The sequence below is a fragment of the Allobosea sp. OK403 genome (genome assembly GCF_900113835.1).
GTDB lineage: Bacteria > Pseudomonadota > Alphaproteobacteria > Rhizobiales > Beijerinckiaceae > Allobosea.
In genome coordinates this window covers 121,075-141,822 of record NZ_FOQV01000006.1, presented here as the reverse complement: position 1 = coordinate 141,822, position 20,748 = coordinate 121,075, and the positions used below count along the sequence as shown (strand labels likewise).

Below are 20,748 nucleotides of genomic sequence, written 5' to 3'. Positions count from 1 at the left end.
CGCTTTCGAGCGAAGTGGACACCGGTTCGCGTGAAGAAAACGCTCAAACCAAAAAGCTGGAGCAATTGAACGATCCGGCTGGATCGGAGAATGCTCTAAAACAGCCCGGAAAGACCGCTGACGATCGCATAGGCGAAGCCGGCGCTGAGGATCAACCCGCCCGCGCCGATGACGGCGCCAGCGATGATGAACAACCCGTCGCGCTCGACGAGACCCAGGCCGACCAGGCAGACGGCGAGCCCAAGCGGGATCTGCCCGATGAAGGGCGCCGCAACGACGAGACCCAGCGCCAGCACGAGGATGATCAGCCCGAGCACCGGGGTCGCCAAGGCGCTGCCCAGGACGGTCAGGCGGGGCCGCGAAAAGCGCTCGAGCCGCGTCAATACCGGCACGGCGCGGGCCACGGCGCGGCTGAGTTCAGGCTTGCCGACGCTCTTGCCGAGCACCGCCTGCGGCAACCACGGCATGGCGCGGCCGGTCAGCATCTGCACCGCGACGAAGGCGAGCACCAGGCCGCAGACCAGCGGGATCGGCGGCGGCATTGGCAGGCAATTAGGCAGGCCGAGCAGGACCACGAGCAGCGCGTAGGTCCGATCCTTGAGCGCAGACATGATCGTGGCGACCCCGATGCGCTCTCCAGGCAGGGCGGCGAGCGCCGTCAGTAGTCCGGAAGTGCGCAATGGATATGACAATAGGACAAGGCCGGGCCGGGTCGGGAGCAGCGGCCTAGCATGCGCAAGCCCCGCGCAACAAGCGCGGCGACGCCGAGGGCAGGATGCAAAAAAAGGGGTTGTGGTGTTTTGCGCTCTGCCCGGGCGCGCGGGCCAGAGCAGGATGCGAAAAAGTGGAAACCGGCTTTTCGTGTCGATCCTGCTCTACTCTTGGATGAAATCCTCCGGCTCTCGGGCCTTCAATGCAGCGTCAGCACGCCGTTGACGTTGATGATTTCGGCCGGACGGATCAGGCGCGAATGCGCGACTGTGACCGAATGAAGCGGGCCTTCCAGCTCGCGCTTCCAGAAATCCAGAAAGTCGTGCAGCTGCGGGAAGCGCGGGGCGAGATCATATTGCTGCCAGATATAGGTCTGCAGCAATTTCGGGTGATCGGGCATGCGGTAGAGGATCGTCGCCGTCGTCAATCCGTATCCCGCCAACTGCCGGATGAAGTCCGCTGAAGCCATTGCCATCTCCCTTCGCCACGTCACGATGAAAGTTGAGCCGGTTAGATATAGGGTGCGCCCCTGTGGTTAACAAAAGCTTGCAAGCCTCCTGCCAAGCTTCTGCAGTCAGGGCATGCATCCGGCCATGCGCCGGGAGTGGCTGCGGTGACACCCTTTCTAAGATGCGAGCGCAGATCTGATATCGGTCTTGACGAAATCATCGCCGACGAAGAGCAGCGGGCAATCGTGCTGTCTGGCGACGGCATAGGCGAAACAGTCGCCGAAATTCAGCCCGGCCGGGTGGACGCCCCTGCCCCATATCTCATGCGCCGCAGCCGCGCGTCGTGCTTCCGCCAGCGTCACATCGACGACGGTAAAGCCGAAGCGATCGACCAAATAGGCCATCGCATCACCAAGCCCTCGCTTGCTCGCGACGATCAGCGCTTCGGTCAATGTTCCAGCCGAGATCACGACCTCGCCCGCGTGCTCCAAGGCCGCCATGCAGTCGCCCGCTCGAGGTTCGTCGAGAAGGATCGCCATCAGCGTGGAGGTGTCGACCGCGATCACTTCGGCAAGCCGTCCTCGTCATAGAGGAAGTCCTGGCTTCGGGCGGCGTCCGGCCCAGGCAATATCTTGCCGCGCGCCATCTCCTGGGCCGTCTCGATGACCCGCCGTCGCGCCGCGCTGTCAACAACTGGCTTCACAGGAACCAACCGAACCGCCGCCTGACCATGGCGGGTCAGAACCACCTCCTCGCCGGCCTCCGCGCGGCGGACGAGGTCGGTCAGTTGCCCTTTGGCCTCGCTGACGGAGATATTCATCGGCAAGCCTCTTCCTGCAACGCAGCTTCAATAATTTGGACCAATACATAGTCCAAATCAAGCCATCTCCCTATCCAACCAACGCCCGCAGCGCCTCCGGCGTATCGACATCCAGCGCGATCGCCGGATCGTCCAGCGGCACCTCGGCAACGGCCTCGCCGGCCTCGTCGAGCAGGCGCCTGGCGCCCTGATCGCCGTTCAAGCGCGCCACCGCCGGGAACAGCGCCCGGGCGAGTAGCACTGGATTGCCGCGCTGGCCGAGCAGTGTTGGCACCACCGCGAGCGCATCCGGCCTGTCGGCGAAGACTTCGGCCAACCTGTCGATCACTTGCGCGGTCACATTGGGCATGTCGCCGAGCGAAACCACAACGCCCGGCGCCGAGGCCGGCAATGCGGCAAGCCCAGCCTTCACCGAGCTGGCAAGGCCACTGGCGAAATCGGGATTATGGACGAGGCGAATATCGAGGCCGGCCAGCGCCGCGGCGACCTCCTTCTGCTGATGCCCCGTCACCACCAGGACAGGCCCGGCCCGCGACGCCAGTTGCGCCTCGACGGCGTGGCGCACCAGTGGCTTGCCGCGCACAGCCTGCAGCAGCTTGTTGGCCTCGCCCATCCGAGTCGAGCGACCGGCAGCGAGCACCATGCCGGCAACCGGTGCAGCCTCCGCATGGCCCGGAGCACGTGGCTGTGGCCGCGAGACGATCTCCATCAGGAGGCCGCCGACGCCCATCGCCTGAATATCGGCCTTGCGGACGGGAATGCCGGCAAGACTGCGCTGCAGCACCCAGTCGAAGCCGTTCTCCTTGGGCGAGCGGGCACAGCCGGGTGCGCCGATCACCGGCTTGCCGCCAAGCTCGCCGATCAGCAGCAGATTCCCAGGGTCGACCGGCATGCCGAGATGCTCGATCCGCCCACCGGCCGCGAGCAGCGCCTGCGGGATCACATCGCGCCGGTCGGTGATGGCCGAGGCCCCGAAGACGACGACGATGTCGGCCGGCCCCGCCGCCATCTTCGCAAGCGCCTGCGCCAATGGCGTAACCTCATGTGGCACGCGCCTGTCGGCGGACAGGCTTGCGCCGGCCGGCGTGAGCCGGTCAGCCATGATCCGCAGGGTCTTCTCGATGACCGAGGGCTTGAGGCCAGGCAGGAGCGTCGAGATCACCGCGACGGAGACCGGCCGATAGGCTGCGACCGAGATCGGCGCGCCAAAGATGGCCGCCAGCGCCTCGTCGACCAGGCTCCCGGCAAGGCCATAGGGGATGATCTTGACCGTGCCGACCATCTCGCCCGCGACGACAGGCTTCATCGCCGGCAAGGTCGCGGCAGTGATCGCCTCGTCGACCCGATTGAAGCGGTCGATCGCCGCGACATCGATCGTCAGCACGCCTGCTGTGGTCGCGAAGAGATTGACGCGGCCGGTGAAGGGGGTCTCGGTGACGATGCCTTGCCCCGCCAATGCAGCGGCCAGCTTCGCCGCCGCTGCATTCTCATCGATGTCGCCTGGCTCCAACCTGACGGCGACGAGCTCCGTCAGGCCGGCGGCGGCGAGCCTGCCTGCGTCCTCCGCGCTGATCGTCGCGCCCTTCCTTAAGATGACGTCGCCAGCGCGGACGGTGTGCGCGGCGATGCAGCCTGCAGCCTCGGTGATGGCGACGGGTCCGAATTTCATCTGGTTTGTGGCTCAGGCCGGTTTGCGGCGCGGACCGCGCAAGCTGCTGACGATTTCGGCCAGGATCGCGAGCGCAATCTCGGCCGGCGACACCGCGCCGATGTCGAGCCCGATCGGCGCATGGATGCGCCCGGTCGCGGTCTCATCGAAGCCCGCAGCCGCCAGCCGCTCGATGCGCCGGGCGTGCGTCTTCCGGCTGCCGAGCGCACCGACATAGAAGCAATCGGAGCGCAGGGCGGCCTCCAGCCCGGGATCGTCGACCTTGGGATCATGCGTCAGCGCGACGAAGGCCGTGTAGCCGTCGAGCCCGATCGTCGCGATCGCCTCGTCCGGCCATTCCGTTAGCAGGCGCACCCCGGGAAAGCGCTCAGGCGTGGCGAAGGCGGTACGCGGATCGATGATGACGAGGTCGAGGTCGAGCAGCTTCGCCATCGGCGCCATCGCCTGCGAGACATGGACGGCGCCGGTGATGACGATGCGCGGATGCGGCGCCTGCACGGTCAGGAAATACTGGGCCCCCTCAACCTCGACCATGGCGCTCTTGGCCATGCGCAACTGCTTGTCGAGCAGCTCTGCCAGAGGATCGGCGGCAATCTCGGCTGCCTTGACCAGCCGCTGCGCACCGCTTGCGATCGTGGTAACGAGCACGCTCGCCCGCCGCGCAGTGCGCTCGGCATTGAGCGCAGACAGGATCGAAAGTTCCATCGGCTCAGCCCTTATCGGTCGCGAGCTTCAGCCCGAGCCCGATCATCATCGAGCCACCGAGCCAGCGCCCGAAGGCGAAGCCGGCCTTCGTCTGCTTCATCGTCTTGATCACGGCGGACGCCCCCAGGACCGTGACGAAATCGGCTGAGGAAAAGGCGAAATTGACGATCGTGCCGAGGATCAGGAACTGCGCCCAGACCGGCAGGGAGCCGGCCGGATCGACGAATTGCGGCAGGAGCGCAATGAAGAACAGCGCAACCTTGGGGTTCAGCACCTCGACGATGAAGCTGTCGATCAAGGCGCGCTTGACCGTCTTGGCTGGCGTCACGAGAGCGTCGCCCTGGGCCAGCTTGGCGCGGATCATGCCGATGCCGAGCCAGACGAGATAGAACGCGCCCGCAAGCTTCACCGCGACATACAGCTCGGGCACATGCTTGAACACCGCCGACAGGCCGAAGGCGGCGGCAAAGACATGCAGATAGCAGCCGAGATGGATGCCGAGCATCGCCATGAAGCCGGCGCGGCGGCCATGCGAAATCGTCTGCGCCGCCGTATAGAGCAGCGCCGGCCCCGGGAAATAGGCGACCAGGATGGTCAGCGTCGCGAAGGCGACAAGGGTTTCCCAGGAGGCCATCAGTTCACTTTCTCAGCCACAATCCGCTCGACCAGAATCCGCTCGACATACACCCGAATCCGCCCGCCGCAGGAGAGCCCGACCTTCCAGGCAGTTTCGTCGGCAACGCCGAATTCGAGCGTACGGGCTTTCCCATCGCCGATGACCTCGGCCGCCTCCTCCACGACCGCACCCTCGACGCAACCGCCCGAGACCGAGCCCTGGAAATTGCCCTCGTCATCGATGACGAGATGCGAGCCGACCGGGCGCGGCGCCGAGCCCCAGGTCTCGATCACGGTGGCGAGCGCGACGCCGCGGCCCGACCTGGCCCAGGCTTCGGCGAGGCTGAGGATGTCCGTGTCGGTGCTGATCATGGCATGACCTTCGATCTCGCTATGACTTCAGACGCTTCCCGCCCTTGCGAGCGTAGAGGCTGGAAGACCTGCACCGATATCATGCCTCACCCGGCCTTCTTCAACCACTGGCGTGGATCGCTCTTCCGGTCTGCATCCGGCGACAGCGCTGCACAGAGATCGGCCATCGCGGCGAGATTGTGGATCGGTCGGAAGCTGTCGACATGGGGCAGCATCGCGCGGATGCCGCTGGCTCGCGCCTCGAAGGCCTCGAAGCGCAGCAGCGGGTTGAGCCAGACGAGCTGGCGGCAGGAGCGGTGCAGGCGGTCCATCTCGAAGGAGAGCTCCCCGTCGAGATGCCGCTCCAACCCGTCGGTGAACAGCAGAACAACCGCTCCGCCCGCCAGAACCCGGCGCGACCAGATCCGGTTGAACGTATGCAGCGCCGTCGAGATGCGCGTGCCGCCTTCCCAGTCGGGCGCTGCGCGCCCCGCCAGGGCCAGCGCATCATCGGGGTCGCGGGCGCGCAAGCTGCGCGTGACATTGGTCAGCCTTGTACCGAAAACGAAGGAATGCACCCGGTGGCGCTTCTCGGTGAGCGCATGCAGGAAATGCAGGAAGATGCGCGAATACTCCGCCATCGAGCCCGAGATATCGACCAGCGCGACGACCGGCGGATGCACCTCGGCGCGCTCGCGGAACGCCAGATCGATCGATCCGCCGCCGCCCCGCAGCGAGCGGCGAAAGGTCCGGCGCGGGTCGATGCGCGCACCCTGATGCGCCGCTTGGAAGCGCCGTGTCGGCACCCTGTCGTCGGGCAGGCTCAAGCCCGCGATCAGCTGTTTCGCCCGCGCGATCTCGGCCGCGCTCATCTGGGCGAAATCGCGCGATTTCAGTGTCTCGCGATCGGAAACTGTCATCTGCGCGCTGAGTTCGGTCAGCTCCCGCGGCGGCTCGTCATCCTCTCGCTTGGGCGGCGCGAAGGCCTCCGCTACCCGTAGCGCGCCGGCCTCTTCCTTCTGCGGCGTGCTGTCGCCGCCAGGCGAAACGGGCGACATCTGCGCCATCAATTTCTCGATCAGCGCCCGCCTGCGCCAGAACAGCCGGAAAGCCTGATCGTAGACGACGCTGTCCTCATGCTTCTTCACGAAGATCGCATGCAGAGCCCAATAGACGTCGTCGCGCGCGCCCAGCGCCCCTTCGGCCAGCGCCTCGACCGCCTCGACCACCGCACCGGGTCCGACGGGCACGCCGGCGATGCGCAGGGCTCGGGCGAAATAGGCGACGTTTTCGGGGAGCTTGCCAGTCATGGGTGAACCGCGACCGTCATGAAAGCCGCAACGCGCCCTTCCTTCTCCCGGATGGGAGAAGGTGGCGCGGAGCGCCGGATGAGGGCCTGCCATCGCTCAATCAGGCACCGTCCGGCCCTCACCCCTGCCCCTCTCCCACACGGGAGAAGGGTTCCCCGCGCCCTTTGACGCAATCGCGCGTGCCTCACTCCCCCACCTCGGTCATGAACACCTTCTGCACGACCTGCCATTTGCTATCGACCTTCAGGAAGGACAGCAAATCGGTGAAATAGCGCGGCGGCATCTGGCATTTGACCTTGACCAGCGCCAGCGTCGGCCCAACTAGATCGATGGTCAGGATATGGTCGCCGCGCGCCAGGCCGGCGGCTTTCGGAGATGGCCGGCTGCGCACCCACTCCAACCACTGGTCGCGCGGCAGGATCTTGATCGCGCCGTCCTCCTGCGCCGAGGTCAGCGCGCTGGTCGGATGGAAGACATGGGAGAGCTTGTCGACATCGCCCTCATAGAGCCCGTTGAGATAGGTCCAGGTCGCCGCCTCGATCGCCTTGAGATCATTGTACATGGTGTCCTCCTCCTCCGTCATGGTCTTGCATGTCCCGACCATCCACGTCTTGCGACGTGTCGGCCGGTTGAACGAAGGCGTAGATGGTCGACACAAGGTCGACCATGACGGTGAGCCCAACCTAGCCCCGCGCTTCCGCCTTCACCTGATCCAGCAGTTCCTTCACCTTCGAGCCCTGCATCGCCTGGATATCGTCCTGGTATTTCAGCAGCGCGCCCAGCGTGTCCGAGACCAGCGCGGGATCGAGCGCGACCGCGTCGAGCTCCACCAAAGCACTCGCCCAGTCGAGCGTCTCGGCGACACCGGGCGCCTTGAACAATTCCTCCTTGCGGATCGCCTGCACGAAGGAGACGACCTGCTTCGCCAGCTTGGCGGGAGCGCCTGGCGCGCGCGCCTTGAGGATGGCGAGCTCGCGGACGGCATCAGGGTAGCCGACCCAGTGATAGAGGCAGCGCCGCTTCAGCGCGTCATGGATCTCGCGGGTGCGGTTCGAGGTCAGGATCACGATCGGCGGCTCGGCCGCCTTGATCGTACCGAGCTCCGGAATCGTCACCTGCGAATCCGCCAGAACTTCGAGCAGGAAGGCCTCGAAAGCCTCGTCGGTACGGTCGAGCTCATCGATCAGCAGGATCGGCGCGCCACCCTCCTGCGGCTCCAGCGCCTGCAAGAGCGGACGCTTGACCAGATATTTCTCCGAGAAGATGTCGGCCTCAAGCCGGTCGCGATCGCCCGTCGCACCGCCCGCCTCGGCGAGCCTTATCGCCATCATCTGGCCGGCATAGTTCCATTCATAGACGGCCGAGGCGAGGTCGAGCCCCTCATAGCATTGCAGCCGGATCAACTTGCGCCCCAGCGCAGCCGAGAGCACTTTCGCGATCTCGGTCTTGCCGGTGCCGGCCTCGCCTTCCAGCAGCAGCGGCCGCTTCATCCTGAGCGCCAGGAACAGCACGGTCGCAAGCGAGCGGTCGGCGACATAGCCCTGCGATTGCAGGAGAGCCTGCGTCGCATCAATGGAATCCGGCAAGGCAGTCATCGCAAACTCTCATCATTCCCGGTTCAGGTGCGCCGGCCTGCCCGGAGCCCCCTGACGACAATCGTCCAGGTGTCCCGAGACCGGCGCGACCCCGACGGAATCGACGGAGGAGCGAACCCAGTAGCATCCCGACACCGCCGTCACCGCTGGCGAAGCGGCAACGACAATGGGAGACATCACATCATTTCGCGTAGATCAACACCTTGAACGTATTCGGATAAAACGTGTTGGCGTAATAGGGCGAAACGGTCGTCGTCACCTTCTTGGCATAGTCGGCCGAGCCCTCGGCCGTTACCGCGAAGATTTTCTTGCTCTTGGCGTCCAGCGCCAGCGAACGCACCCCGGCATGGGTGCCCAGAGCCTCGATCTGCCTGTAGGTATTGGCATCGACCTGTTCGAACACGTTCATGACGGCGTTGACGCCATTGGTCAGGAAGATCCGCTTCAGCTCCGCATCATAGGCGACGCCGTCGTTGCCGCCGCCCATCTCCTGCGAGAAGATCACCTTGCCGGTTTCGGAATCCATCACCGCGAAGGCAGGTTTGGCCTTGTCGCTGCCGCGGCAGCCCAGGAAGATGCGCTTGTTGACGGCATCCATCGCCAGGCTGTTGGCCTGGCCGCATCCGGAAGCGGGCCACTCCGCGGTGACCTTCATCTCCTTCATGTCGATGCGGTAGACCAGCTCCAGGTCGCGCGAGGCCATGAACAGGTTGCCCTTGCCGTCGCTGTCGGCATGCTCGGGCTTCTTGCTGGCGATCTTGATGACGCCGACCTTCTCGAGCGAGGGAGCCTGCAGGACGACAAGCTCCGTCCCATCCTTGCCAGCGGCCATGTTGACCAGGATCCGCTTCGAGACCGGATCGTAGTGGCTGGTGTCGAGTTCCTCGCCGAGCTTGATCGGCGCGCGCGCCTCCATCGTCGACATCTTGAACGGCGTGATCGATCCGTCCTCGTTATTGGAGAAGCCAAGATCGAATTCGGGCATCAGCGTCGCGCCGTTCGAGCTTTGCGTCGCGGTATTGTCGAGGGTCTTCAGCAACTTCCTGCCCGCGGTATCGAAGACCTGCAGGCCTTCCTTGCGATGGCCGATATAGAGCCGGCCAGACGCACCATCCAGGCTGATATAGTCCCAGGCCGCACCCTTGCCTTCGATCGTGGCAGAACTCTCGAGATGCCAGCCGTCGAAGGCGGAGGCCGGCAGAGCGAAGAACGTCACGAGGGCGGCCGCCCCCACGAAAGTGGCATATCTCATCGGCGCATCCCCTGGATTGGATCGATCGTTGCGATCCGTTTTTCGTCTCAGGGCGACGCCGAACGACATCGCCCTCGACAAAGCTCGATTATACTCGCCCTACTTGCCCGTCGCGCGCGCCACGGCTTCCTTCGCCATCACGCCGATCAGATGGGCGCGATATTCGGCATCGGCATGCATGTCGGCATTGATGCCCTTGGCCGAGGCTTTGAGGCCATCGAGCGATTTCGCGGTGAAGCGCGTCTTCAGAGCATCCTCGGCCTCGGGCCAGCGGAAGACGCCGCCCTCGCCCGCGCCCGTGACCGCGACGCGGACATCGGAGCCGCGCTTGGCGACGAAGACGCCGACCAGCGCATAGCGCGAGGCCGGATTGCGGAATTTCGCATAGGCCGCCTTGGAAGCCAGCGGGAAGGCGATCTTGGTGATGATCTCGCCCTCTTCCAGCGCCGTCTCGTAAAGGCCGGTGAAGAACTCGTCCGCCCCGATCTTGCGCTTGTTGGTGACGATCGTCGCCCCCAGCGCGAGGCAGGCTGCGGGATAGTCCGCCGCAGGGTCGTTATTGGCGACCGAACCGCCGATCGTGCCGCGATTGCGCACATGCGGATCGCCGATATGCGAGGCGAGATAGGCCAGGCCCGGAATGGCCTCCTGCACGAGTGGCGAGGCCGCGACCTCGGCATGGGTCGTCATCGCGCCGATCACGACATTGCGGCCCTTGCGTTCGATGCCCTTGAGATCGGCGCAGCCGCCGAGATCGACGAGTGCTCCCGGCGAAGCGAGACGCTGCTTCATCGTCGGCAGCAGCGTGTGCCCACCGGCGAGCAATTTGGCGTCCTCCTTCTTGGCGAGGAGACCGGCGGCCTGGCGCGCCGTGGCCGGGCGATGGAAGGTGAAGGCGTACATGGGCATGATCCCTTTCGAAACGTCGCAGGCGCTGGATAAGCGGATGGCAGCCACATGCCGCCATCCGCCTTCTCGATGCTTACTCGGCAGCCATTCTCTTGAGGCTCTTCTGCGCCGCGCGCCAGACCGCCTGGGGCGTCGCCGGCATGGCGATGTCCTCATGGCCGAGCGCGTCGGTGATGGCGTTGATCACGGCAGGTGGGGCAGCGATGGCGCCGGCCTCGCCGCACCCCTTGATGCCGAGCGGGTTGGACGGGCATGGCGTCACTGTCATGCCGACATCGAAGGATGGCAGATCGCCAGCGCGCGGCATGCAGTAATCCATGAAACTCGCGGTCACGAGCTGCCCATCACTATTGTACTTCGCCCCTTCCAGCAGCGCCTGCCCGACCCCCTGGGCGATGCCGCCATGGACCTGCCCCTCGACGATCATCGGGTTGATGACATTGCCGAAATCATCCACCGCCGCCCAGCGCTCGATACGGGTCGTGCCGGTGGCGGGGTCGATCTCGAGCTCACAGATATGGACGCCGGCCGGGAAGGTGAAGTTGGTCGGGTCGTAGAACGCCCCCTCCTTCAGCCCGGGCTCGAGATCCTGCCCGTTGAACTTGTGCGCGACATAGGCCTGCAGCGCGCAGGAGCCGAAATCGAGCGTCTTGTCCGTGCCCTTCACCTTGAAGTGCCCATCCGCGAAGTCGATATCGGCCTCGTCGGCCTCCAGCACATAGGCCGCGACCTTCTTGCCCTTGGCGATGACCTTGTCGACCGCCCTGAAGATCGCAGACATGCCGACCGCGCCGGAGCGCGAGCCATAGGTGCCCATGCCCATCTGCACCTTGTCGGTGTCGCCATGGACGATCGAAACGTTCTCGATCGGGATGCCCAGCTTGTCGGAGACGAGCTGGGCGAAGGTCGTCTCATGGCCCTGGCCATGGCTGTGAGAGCCGGTCAAAACCTCGACGGTGCCGATCGGATTGACCCTGACCTCCGCCGATTCCCACAGGCCGACACCTGCACCCAGCGACCCCACCGCGGCCGACGGCGCAATGCCGCAAGCCTCGATATAGGAGGAGAAGCCGATGCCACGCAGCTTGCCGTTGCGGGCTGAGTCGCGCTTGCGCTTGCCGACGCCCTTGTAGTCGATGATCTCCAGCGCTTTCTTCATCGCCGCGCCGTAATTACCGGCGTCGTACATCATGATCACCGGCGTCTGGTGCGGGAATTTCTTGATGTAGTTCTGCATCCGGAATTTTGCCGGATCCTTGCCGAGCTCGCGCGCCGCGACCTCGACCAGGCGCTCGACCACGAAGGTCGCCTCCGGCCGCCCCGCTCCGCGATAGGCGTCGACGGGGGCCGTGTTGGTGTAGACCGCATCGACCTCGGCATAGATCGCCGGGATATCGTAGGAGCCCGAGAGTAACGGCGCATAGAGATAGGTCGGCACCGACGAGGAGAAAGTCGAAAGATAGGCGCCGAGATTGGCGGTGGTCTTGACCCTGAGGCCCGTGATCTTGCCATCCGCATCGGTCGCGAGTTCGGCATGGGTGACATGGTCGCGGCCATGCGCGTCGGAGAGGAAGGCCTCGGAACGGTCCGACGTCCATTTCACCGGCCGGCCGACCTTTTTCGCCACCCAGACGCAGACCGTCTCCTCGGCATAGATGAAGATTTTCGAGCCGAAACCGCCCCCGACATCGGGCGCGATCACGCGCAGTTTGTTCTCGGGCGCGATGCCGATGAAGGCCGAGAGGACGAGGCGTGCAACATGCGGGTTCTGGCTCGTGGTGTAGAGCGTGAATGCCCCCTCACCCTGATCGTAATCGCCGACGGCCGCGCGCGGCTCCATAGGGTTGGGCACCAGCCGGTTGTTGACGATGTCGAGCTTCGTCACATGCTTGGCCGCCTTGAAGGCCTTCTCTGTCTCGTCCTTGTTGCCGAGATGCCAGTTGAACACCGTGTTGTCGGGCGCCTCCACATGGACCACCGTCTTGGCTTTGGCGGCGCTTGCGGTGTCGACCACGGCCGGCAGCACGCCGTAGTCGACGACGATCGCCTCGGACGCGTCGCGCGCCTGCGCCAGCGTCTCGGCGACGATCACGCAGACATGATCGCCGACATAGCGGACCTTGCCCTGGGCTAGGGCCGGATGGGCACCGGCGCGCATCGGCGAGCCATCCTTGTTGTGAATCATCCAGCCGCAGATCAGCCCGCCGACCTTATCGGCCGTGAGATCGTCGCCTGTGAAGATTCCAAGCACGCCGGGCATCTTGGCGGCGGCCTTGGTGTCGATCTTGTTGATGGTGGCGTGGGCGTGGGGCGAGCGCAGGAAATAGGCGTGGGCCTGGCCGGGGCGGTTGATGTCGTCGGTGTAGCGGCCCTGGCCGGTGATGAAGCGGTGGTCTTCCTTGCGGCGGACTGAGGCGCCGATTCCGGTGGCGGAGCTTGATTGAGAAGACATTGGTGTTCCCTCCTCGCAGCGCGCCTCTGGCGGGCACGTCATGGCATGAGAAAAAGCCCGCGCGGGATGGCGCGGGCGAAACGCCTTACTCTGCGGCCTGGCGGGCCGGCTTGGCTTTGCCGCCCATGGCCTCGGCCCCGGCTGCGATCGCCTTGACGATGTTGTGGTAGCCGGTGCAGCGGCAGATATTGCCGTCGAGATCCTCGCGGATCGTCTGCTCGTCGAGCGCATGACCGCGCCGATTCACGATATCGACGGCCGCCATGATCATGCCAGGCGTGCAATAGCCGCACTGAAGCCCGTGATGCTCGCGGAAAGCCTCCTGCATCGGATGCAGCGTACCGTTGACCGCCAGCCCCTCGATCGTCGTCACGGAAGCCCCCTCGAGCGACAGCGCCAGCGTCGTGCAGGACTTGATCGCCTTGCCGTCGACATGGACGACGCAGGCTCCGCACTGGCTGGTGTCGCAGCCGACATGCGTGCCCGTCAGGCGCAGGTTCTCGCGCAGGAACTGGACGAGCAAGGTGCGGGAATCGATTGTGCCGGTGACGGCTTTGCCGTTCACCGTCATCGAAACGGTGGCCATGGGGCATTCCTCCTGTGACCCGGGTCTGGCGCCCGGCTAAGACATCTCGAAGCCGTAGCGTAATCTCCCCTCGCGCGACCGCAATCGACGAAGAGCAGCTCTTCCTTGGAATAGCTCGAAATTGAATGTGGACCCGCATTTTTGCGCGGTCAAGCCGGGCACATCCAGACAAGGCAGGCTGTTTTGTACCGTTTCGCGGCGATTCATCGCGTTCGAGCGGTGCTCACCCAGAATTTGCGAAACCGCGTGCGTATGTCGCATTGCCGGAATTTTAACCGGGGCCACTCACCGTGCGTCAGCTCGTTGGAGCGCTTTTGCCGGCGGCGCGAGGGCCAATCTTGACATCGATTTCCGAACAGGTCGCACGCCGCCTGCACTCGACGGGCTATGGTGAGCAAAAGCGCACCGCGCTGCGGGGCTATCGCAAGCATGTCGATCTCGTCATCGAAGACATCGTCGCGAAGGCCTTCACCTACGGTCGCCAGATCCATCCCGGGCTGAAAGACAACATCACGCCGCTAAATGAGAACCTCTATGAGATCACGGGGCAGCACTTCAGGCTGATCTTTGAAGGTGATTTCGACGAGCGCTACTACAAATCTATGGAGCGCATGTGCATCCTGGAGCGCGCCGTCAAGGTCGGCACCCGTTCCCGCGTGTCGATCGCGGGGGCACTTTTCAGAGCGATCGCGACGAAGCCGCGCCTAGCCTCTCTGCTGTCTCCCAGACGTTTCGCGAGGGACATGGAGATCATCGAGAACGTCTTGGTCATGGACATCAATACCGCGATCACTCTGGATCATGCCCTTGAGGCTGCGGAGGCCAGGCATCGCCGCGACGCGCTCGACACCGCCGCGCATATGCTGAAATCACGGATCGGCACGCTCGATTCGACGATCAGCGGCGCAGTCGAGCAGTTCGTCGGCGCCACAGACGAGACCACGAGCGCGACAGCGTTCATCCGGACACAGGTCCTCGATGTCACGCGCGCCGCCGAAATGATGAGAGACCGCGCCCGCCAGACGGCAGCTGCGACCGAAGAGATGTCGGCCAATATCGGTGAAATCGGCCATCGCGCCCGTCAAAGCGTCGCCATCGCGACCCGCGCCGTCGGCGACGCGGAGGCGATGAACCACGCGATCACGCAATTGCGTGAATCGACCGCTAGCATCGGCTCGGTTCTCGGCCTGATCGCAGACATCGCCGCGCAGACCAATCTGCTTGCTCTCAATGCCACGATCGAGGCCGCCCGAGCGGGAGAAGCTGGACGCGGTTTCGCCGTCGTTGCCTCGGAGGTAAAGTCGCTGGCGACGCAGACAGCCAATGCGACGCGGGAGATCTCTCGCCAGATCACCGAATTCTCGGCGAACGCCGCAGCGTGCGGCCAGCATGCCGCCTCGATCAGCTCGACGATCGGCGAAATCCGGGGCGATTCCGAGGCGATATCCGACTCGGTCGCCCAGCAGAGCCTCGTCACCTCGGGCATAGCGCGCGACGCCTCGGATGTGGCCGGGTGTTCGGATGACACGATCGCCAGCGCCCAAGCCGTCGGCGACAGCCTGGAGACGACGACAAGGGCGATCGAACGCGCCACCCTCGTCGCTTCCCAGATCGCACTTCAAGTCGGCGCCGCGGAGGCCACCGTCAGCGAGGCGCTGACGGCGCTGAGACAGGTGTCCTGACGCGATCAGCCTTCGCTGACCGCTATGGGATGGAAGAACGCGCTCAGCCTTCGCTGACCGCTATGGGATGGAAGGACGCGCTCAGCCTTCGCTGACCGCTTTGGCGAAATTGGCGAAAAACTCGTCGGCGAGCTTCTTTGAGACCGAATCGATCAACCTTGCGCCGAGCTGCATCAGCTTGCCGCCGACCTGCGCCTCGACATCGTAGCGCAGCAGCGTCTGCCCGCCCTCGGCCACGCTGAGCGCGACCTTGGCGCCGCCCTTGGCGAAGCCGGCGATGCCGCCCTCGCCCTCGCCCTGGATACGATAGCCATTGGGCGGGTCGAGGTCGACGAGCTCGACCTTGCCTCGGAAGGTCGCCTTCACCGGCCCGAGCTTGACCTTCACGATCGCCGAGAAGTGGGTGTCGTCGTCCTTGGTCAGCTGATCGCAGCCGGGGATGCAGGCTTTGAGCACCTCCGCGTCATTCAGCTTGGCCCAGACCACATCCTTGGCAGCCGGCAAGGTGACCTCGCCATTCATCGTCATCGCCATGCCGCTACTCCCTCATTCCAAGATCAAGCCGACCCCGCCGCTGTTGCAGCCGGCCATGCCTCGGGTCTATCCAAGGCTCGGATCGGCTATCCATGAGCGGAAAGCCCCTCGCTGCACAAGGGGACAAAAGTGAACAGCGCCCAAGCTATGCCCGCCGCACCCCGGTCCGTGGACAGATGAGCGGCCCTCTCGGCCTGTACGGCGAGTTGTTCGCCGATGCGCAGATGGCAGCGCTGCTCGACGACTGCGCGGCGCTGCAAGGCATGCTGGATTTCGAGGCGGCGCTTGCCCGCGCGGAAGCCACCGCCGGCGTCATCCCCACAGAAGCCGCAGAAGCGATCGGCGCGCAATGCAAGGCGGAGTTCTACGACATCGCCGCCATCGGCAAGGCGGCGACACTGGCCGGCAATCCCGCGATCCCGCTGGTCAAGGCGTTGACGGCCCGCGTCGCTGCGATCGATCCTGAGGCCGCGAAATGGGCCCATTACGGCGCCACCAGCCAGGATGTGATCGATTCCGGCCATGCGCAGCAATATGGTGCTGCGTGGCGGCTGCTTCTGGAACGGGCCGCCCGTCTTGCGGACGCCCTCGCTGAGCTGACAAGGCGCCATCGCCACACGCCGATGATCGGCCGCACGTTCCTGCAGCACGCCGTGCCGATCTCCTTCGGCATCAAGGCGGCGAACTGGCTCGGCCCCGTCATCTCCTTCCATGACGACTTCATGATCTGTGGCCAGTCCGCGCATCAGCTCGGCGGAGCGGCAGGCACGCTGGCCTCGCTCGGCGAGCACGCCGAAGCCGTCCTTCAAGCCTTCGGCAGGACGATGCCTTCCATCGGCGCTGTCAACACGCCCTGGCACACGGAACGCCGGCGCCCGGCGCGAATCGCCGCCGGTCTCGGCATCTTCATGGGCCATCTCGGCAAGATGGCGCAGGACATCGCGCTGATGGCGCAAACCGAGATCGGTGAATTGGCCGAACCGGAAGCCCCCGGCAAGGGCGGCTCCTCCGCCATGCCGCATAAACGCAACCCGGTGCTGTGCACGCTGATCCTCGCCGCGGCCAAGCGCGCACCCGGCCTCGTCTCGACCATGCTCGCCACCATGCCGCAGGAGCACGAGCGCGCCATGGGCGGCTGGCACGCCGAATGGCGCACGATGGGGGAACTCTTCACCATTGCCGGCTCCGCCCTGAACCAGATGGTGACGCTGATCGAAGGGCTTCAGGTCTTCCCCGAGCGGATGCGGCAGAATCTCGAGCTCACCAATGGCCTGGTCATGGCTGAGCGCGTATCGCTCGCGCTTGCCGCCACCGTCGGCAGGGGCGAGGCGCATCATCTGCTTGAGGAGGCCAGTCGCATCTGCATCGCCAGCGGCCGTCATCTCAGAGACGTGCTCGCCCAGACCCCTGCCCTCGCCGGCAAGCTGGCGCCCGGCGAAATCGACAAGCTCTTCGACCCGACGACCTATCGCGGTGCGACCGATGCTATCATCGACCGCATCCTCGCTCTCTACGACGAGGAGCGGGAGCATATGGATTCCGATGGTTGAGCTCTCCGCCGAGGAACGCAGCATCGCCTCAGGCGCGCAAGGCGAAGGCGCTGCCATGGCGCTGCGCATCGTCACGGAGGCCGCCCGGCTGATGGGGGCGCCGAGGCTGATCCCGGTCGCCTCCGCCCATATCGACGGCGCGCTCTATCATGGCGATTCCGGCACGCTCTTCGCCGAAAGGCTGGTCGCGGGCGACGCCAGGGTCGCGGTGCGCGCCACCTTGAATGTCGGCGCCCTCGCGCCTGCCGGCTGCGCCGCGATCCGCCTGCCCGCGCATGAGCGCGACATGGCAGGGCGGATGATGCGTGCCTATGAGGCCATGGGCTGCGAGCCCTCCTGGACCTGCGCGCCCTATCAGGCGGGGCATCGCCCGGCCGTGGGCACGGATGTCGCCTGGGGCGAGTCCAACGCCGTCATCTTCTGCAATTCGGTGCTCGGCGCGCGCACCAACCGCTATGGCGATTTCCTCGACATCGCCTGCGCCATTGCCGGCTGCGCACCCGATTACGGCCTGCATCAGCCGGAGAACCGCATCGCCTCCCTGCTGATCGATGTCAGCGGCCTGTCACGGGCCCTACGCAGCTCGGATGTGTTTTATCCGGTGCTGGGTACCTATCTCGGCCGCGCCGCCGGCAATGCCGTCGCGGTCATCGAGGGCCTGCAAGGCTGCACCAATGAGGATCGACTGAAGGCGCTGGGCGCTGCCGCAGCCTCGGCCGGTGGCGTCGGGCTGTTCCATGTCGCGGGCGTGACGCCGGAAGCGCCCGATGCCGCAACCGCGCTCGGGCATGTCGCGCCGCGCGAGCATCTCGTTTTGACCCCACAGGAGTTGCAGGCGGCGCTGGCGCGGCTCTCGACTGCCGGTGCGACGCAGCGAATCGATGCTGTCGCGATCGGCTCGCCGCATCTCTCCCTGGCCGAGATCGCGGAAGTCGAGCGCCTGCTTGCCGGCCGCAAGCTCGCCGCGCCGCTCTATGCCAATACCGGCCGCCATGTGGTGGGACCGCTCGCCGCCAATGGCCGCCGCGCCGCGCTGGAAGCGGCGGGCGTGGTCTTCGTCGTCGATACCTGCGTCGTGGTCACGCCGATCCTGCCCGAAATCGATGGCGCGGTGCTGATGACCAATTCCGGCAAATTCGCGCATTATGCGCCGGGCAATACCGGCTATGCCGTGACCTATGGCTCGCTCTGCGAATGCGTCGAGAGCGCCGTCGCGGGCCACCTCGTCAGGGAGGCCCTGATATGGAGCTGACGGCTGAGATCCTGATCCCGGGCGAGGCGGTCTCTGCGCCATGCCTCGCGCTCACCGCCCCCATCAGCTTCTGGGGCGGCGTCGATCCCAGAACTGGCCTGATCATCGATGCGCGCCATCCGCAGCGCGGCGCGAGCATCGCCGGCACGGTGCTGGCATTGCCGGGCACGATCGGCTCCTCCTCGGCCTCGGCCGTGCTGCTGGAACTCGTCCATGCCGGCAAGGCCCCGGCCGCGATCCTGATGGACGCGCCCGACGCCATCCTCCTGCTCGGCATCATCGTCGCGCGCGAAATGGGCTGGCAAGCGCCGCCGGCGCTCCGGCTTCCAGCCGAGCAGCAGCAGGCTTTGGCCGGCCGGCGGCTCACGCTGTCTGCCAGCGGCGCGATCATCATCAACTGACAACGCGAGAGAAACGCCATGCCGATCGAGACCATCAGGGGCGAGCCCTTCAACATCAGGATTGACGGGCCAGCCGACGCGCCCGTGCTGCTGCTCTCGAACTCGCTCGGCACCAATCTCTCGATGTGGGATCCGCAGATCCCTGAATGGTCGAAGGCCTTCCGCGTCGTACGCTATGATTCACGCGGTCACGGCCAATCGACCGCAGCCGACAAACCCTATTCGATCACCATGCTCGGCGAGGACGCGCTGGCGATCCTCGATCATCTCGGCATCGCCAAGGCACATTGGTGCGGCCTCTCCAAGGGCGGCATGGTCGGCCAATGGCTCGCGACCCATGCCGGCAAGCGCCTCGACCGGGTGGTGCTGGCCAATACCGGCGCCCGCACGGGCTCGCCCGATCTCTGGAACACCCGCATCAAGTCCGTGCGCGCCAACGGAATGGCAGGACTGATCCAGCCGATCTTGGAGCGCTGGTTCAGCCAGGAATTTCGCCAGCGCGACAGCGAGACCGTGGCCAAGGTCAGCGAAATGCTCAGCACCACTCCGCCGCTCGGCTACGCCAATTGCTGCGCTGCGATCCGCGACATGGACCAGCGCGAGCCGATCCGCGCAATCACGAATCCAGTGCTCGTCATCATCGGCAAGGTCGACCCAGCAACGCCGCCTGCCGCCGGGCAGCTGATCGCCGGTTCCATCCATGGCGCGCAGACGGTCGAGCTCGACGCCGCCCATCTTTCCAATCTCGAGCAGCCCGCCGCCTTCACCAAGGCCGTGCTCGACTTCCTAACCGCCTGAGGTCGACTGCCATGGACGAGAAAACCCGTTACGACAACGGCATGAAGACCCGCCGGGCCGTACTGAGCGACGCCTATGTCGACAAGGCCAGCGCCGGCGTCACCGCCTTCAACGGCGAGTGGCAGGAGTTCATCACCCGCACCGCCTGGAACGACATCTGGAACCGGCCAGGCCTGGTGCGCCGGGAGCGCTCGATCATCGTGCTCTCGATCGCCTGTGCGCTCGGCGCCTGGGGCGAGTTCCGCATCCATGTCCGTGGTGCGCTCAATAACGGCATGACGAGGGACGAGATCAAGGAGGTGCTGATGCAGGCGGCGATCTATGCCGGCGTGCCTGCCGCCAACCACGCCTTCAAGGAAGCCGCCAGCGTCTTCGCCGAGATCGAGGCTGAGGCCAACAAGCCCTGAAGCGTAAGAGCGTTTTCGAGCGAAGTGGAAATCGGTTCGCGCGAAGAAAGCGCGTCAAAACAAAGACCTAGACGGACTCGAAGCGCCGGTTGCGATAGATCAGGCCGGCGCCCTGCCCCGCGCCGCCCAGCGCCAAGACCTCGCCGATGACGATGCGATGCGTCGCGATCTTCTGGATCGCGACAAGCCGGCAATCGAAGGCAGCGAGCGCCTGCTCCAGCACGGGCGCGCCACTCGCCAGCCTGCCCCAGCGCGCCGAGGCGAAACGCGCCTCGCCCTCGATGCCGCGACGCCCGGCAAACGTCTCGGCCAGGTCGGTGGAACCGCCCGGCAATGTATTGATGCAGAAGACGCCATTGGCCGCTATCGCCGCCAGAGTCCGGCTATTGGCCTCGATGCAGACCAGCACGGTCGGCGGCGCGTCCGAGACCGAGGCGACGGCGGTCGCGGTCAATCCGGCGCGGCCGTTCTGCCCCGCCGTCGTGACGATATGGGTCGGGCTCGCCAGCCGCGCCATGGCGTCGCGGAAGGCCTGCCCGTCGGCCGCTGGCGTCAGGCGCGGCGCCGCCTCAACGATCTTGGTCATTCGCCCAGCCTGCTCGCGTGAACTCTGGAGGTTGTTAGGGACTATGGGGACGATTTGATGAAGTCAAAACGCCGGAGATGGGAGGAGCTTTGCGCAGGCGATACCATCGGTATC

The 20,748-nt window shown here is 65.4% G+C and carries 23 protein-coding genes; 6 read left to right on the top strand and 17 right to left on the bottom strand.

Annotated features, from left to right (window positions below; translation table 11 throughout):
• Positions 1–95 precede the first annotated feature (95 nt).
• The 15 genes from BMZ97_RS20145 to BMZ97_RS20075 form a co-directional block, all read right to left on the bottom strand.
• Positions 96–680: an exopolysaccharide biosynthesis protein gene (locus tag BMZ97_RS20145; RefSeq protein WP_280141765.1), complete on the bottom strand. Its 585-nt coding sequence runs from the start codon at positions 678–680 to the stop codon at positions 96–98.
• Between the two features lie 230 nt (positions 681–910).
• A complete protein-coding gene (locus BMZ97_RS20140; protein WP_069692269.1) occupies positions 911–1,180 on the bottom strand; it encodes an usg protein in 270 nt (89 codons plus the stop codon).
• A gap of 156 nt (positions 1,181–1,336) precedes the next feature.
• Positions 1,337–1,726 carry a type II toxin-antitoxin system VapC family toxin gene (locus BMZ97_RS20135; protein WP_092173719.1) on the bottom strand — a complete coding sequence of 130 codons (390 nt, stop codon included), beginning with the start codon at positions 1,724–1,726 and terminating at the stop codon, positions 1,337–1,339.
• A complete protein-coding gene (locus BMZ97_RS20130; protein ID WP_092173717.1) occupies positions 1,723–1,980 on the bottom strand; it encodes a type II toxin-antitoxin system Phd/YefM family antitoxin in 258 nt (85 codons plus the stop codon). The genes BMZ97_RS20135 and BMZ97_RS20130 overlap by 4 nt, the downstream gene beginning before the upstream one ends.
• A gap of 70 nt (positions 1,981–2,050) precedes the next feature.
• Positions 2,051–3,649, bottom strand: coding sequence for an NTP transferase domain-containing protein (locus tag BMZ97_RS20125; RefSeq protein ID WP_092173714.1), 1,599 nt, complete (start codon positions 3,647–3,649; stop codon positions 2,051–2,053).
• Between the two features lie 12 nt (positions 3,650–3,661).
• Complete coding sequence (locus tag BMZ97_RS20120; RefSeq protein ID WP_092173712.1) at positions 3,662–4,354, bottom strand: XdhC family protein; 693 nt, start codon at positions 4,352–4,354, stop codon at positions 3,662–3,664.
• A gap of 4 nt (positions 4,355–4,358) precedes the next feature.
• On the bottom strand, positions 4,359–4,988 hold the full coding sequence (locus BMZ97_RS20115; protein WP_092173709.1) for a LysE family translocator: 630 nt from the start codon (positions 4,986–4,988) through the stop codon (positions 4,359–4,361).
• Positions 4,988–5,341, bottom strand: coding sequence for an XdhC family protein (locus BMZ97_RS20110; protein ID WP_092173706.1), 354 nt, complete (start codon positions 5,339–5,341; stop codon positions 4,988–4,990). Before BMZ97_RS20110 ends, BMZ97_RS20115 begins: the two co-directional genes overlap by 1 nt.
• A gap of 86 nt (positions 5,342–5,427) precedes the next feature.
• Entirely contained in the window at positions 5,428–6,630 is a 1,203-nt protein-coding gene (locus tag BMZ97_RS20105; protein WP_092173704.1) for a vWA domain-containing protein, read from the bottom strand.
• A 184-nt stretch (positions 6,631–6,814) separates the two neighbouring features.
• Positions 6,815–7,213, bottom strand: a complete 399-nt coding sequence (locus BMZ97_RS20100; RefSeq protein ID WP_175525640.1) for a nuclear transport factor 2 family protein — start codon at positions 7,211–7,213, stop codon at positions 6,815–6,817.
• A 100-nt stretch (positions 7,214–7,313) separates the two neighbouring features.
• The gene (locus BMZ97_RS20095) at positions 7,314–8,225 is read right to left on the bottom strand and encodes an AAA family ATPase (protein ID WP_092173698.1); all 912 of its coding nucleotides are present in this window, start codon (positions 8,223–8,225) and stop codon (positions 7,314–7,316) included.
• Positions 8,226–8,406: 181 nt separating this feature from the next.
• Entirely contained in the window at positions 8,407–9,477 is a 1,071-nt protein-coding gene (locus BMZ97_RS20090) for a YncE family protein (protein ID WP_139221272.1), read from the bottom strand.
• Between the two features lie 99 nt (positions 9,478–9,576).
• The gene (locus tag BMZ97_RS20085) at positions 9,577–10,380 is read right to left on the bottom strand and encodes an FAD binding domain-containing protein (protein WP_092173693.1); all 804 of its coding nucleotides are present in this window, start codon (positions 10,378–10,380) and stop codon (positions 9,577–9,579) included.
• A gap of 79 nt (positions 10,381–10,459) precedes the next feature.
• Positions 10,460–12,838, bottom strand: a complete 2,379-nt coding sequence (locus BMZ97_RS20080) for a xanthine dehydrogenase family protein molybdopterin-binding subunit (RefSeq protein WP_092173690.1) — start codon at positions 12,836–12,838, stop codon at positions 10,460–10,462.
• An 85-nt stretch (positions 12,839–12,923) separates the two neighbouring features.
• Positions 12,924–13,424: a (2Fe-2S)-binding protein gene (locus BMZ97_RS20075; protein WP_092173688.1), complete on the bottom strand. Its 501-nt coding sequence runs from the start codon at positions 13,422–13,424 to the stop codon at positions 12,924–12,926.
• A gap of 338 nt (positions 13,425–13,762) precedes the next feature.
• Here BMZ97_RS20075 and BMZ97_RS20070 point away from each other — a divergent pair, with 338 nt between their 5' ends.
• Positions 13,763–15,106, top strand: a complete 1,344-nt coding sequence (locus tag BMZ97_RS20070; protein WP_139221271.1) for a methyl-accepting chemotaxis protein — start codon at positions 13,763–13,765, stop codon at positions 15,104–15,106.
• A gap of 81 nt (positions 15,107–15,187) precedes the next feature.
• Here BMZ97_RS20070 and BMZ97_RS20065 read toward each other — a convergent pair whose 3' ends face one another.
• Entirely contained in the window at positions 15,188–15,640 is a 453-nt protein-coding gene (locus tag BMZ97_RS20065; RefSeq protein WP_092173685.1) for a CoxG family protein, read from the bottom strand.
• Between the two features lie 176 nt (positions 15,641–15,816).
• On the opposite strand from BMZ97_RS20065, the gene pcaB reads away from it, so the two are divergent.
• The 5 genes from pcaB to pcaC are packed head-to-tail and all read left to right on the top strand — an operon-like array spanning position 15,817 to position 20,048.
• Entirely contained in the window at positions 15,817–17,190 is a 1,374-nt protein-coding gene (gene pcaB / locus BMZ97_RS20060) for a 3-carboxy-cis,cis-muconate cycloisomerase (RefSeq protein ID WP_092173683.1), read from the top strand.
• On the top strand, positions 17,183–18,442 hold the full coding sequence (locus BMZ97_RS20055; protein ID WP_092173680.1) for an aconitase X: 1,260 nt from the start codon (positions 17,183–17,185) through the stop codon (positions 18,440–18,442). Before pcaB ends, BMZ97_RS20055 begins: the two co-directional genes overlap by 8 nt.
• Positions 18,433–18,843 carry an aconitase X swivel domain-containing protein gene (locus BMZ97_RS20050; RefSeq protein WP_092173678.1) on the top strand — a complete coding sequence of 137 codons (411 nt, stop codon included), beginning with the start codon at positions 18,433–18,435 and terminating at the stop codon, positions 18,841–18,843. The genes BMZ97_RS20055 and BMZ97_RS20050 overlap by 10 nt, the downstream gene beginning before the upstream one ends.
• 18 nt (positions 18,844–18,861) lie before the next feature.
• Complete coding sequence (gene pcaD / locus BMZ97_RS20045) at positions 18,862–19,641, top strand: 3-oxoadipate enol-lactonase (protein WP_092173675.1); 780 nt, start codon at positions 18,862–18,864, stop codon at positions 19,639–19,641.
• Between the two features lie 11 nt (positions 19,642–19,652).
• The gene (gene pcaC, locus BMZ97_RS20040; RefSeq protein WP_092173673.1) at positions 19,653–20,048 is read left to right on the top strand and encodes a 4-carboxymuconolactone decarboxylase; all 396 of its coding nucleotides are present in this window, start codon (positions 19,653–19,655) and stop codon (positions 20,046–20,048) included.
• Between the two features lie 67 nt (positions 20,049–20,115).
• On the opposite strand, the gene BMZ97_RS20035 is transcribed toward pcaC, so the two are convergent.
• The gene (locus tag BMZ97_RS20035) at positions 20,116–20,634 is read right to left on the bottom strand and encodes a flavin reductase (protein ID WP_092173670.1); all 519 of its coding nucleotides are present in this window, start codon (positions 20,632–20,634) and stop codon (positions 20,116–20,118) included.
• Positions 20,635–20,748: the final 114 nt, after the last annotated feature.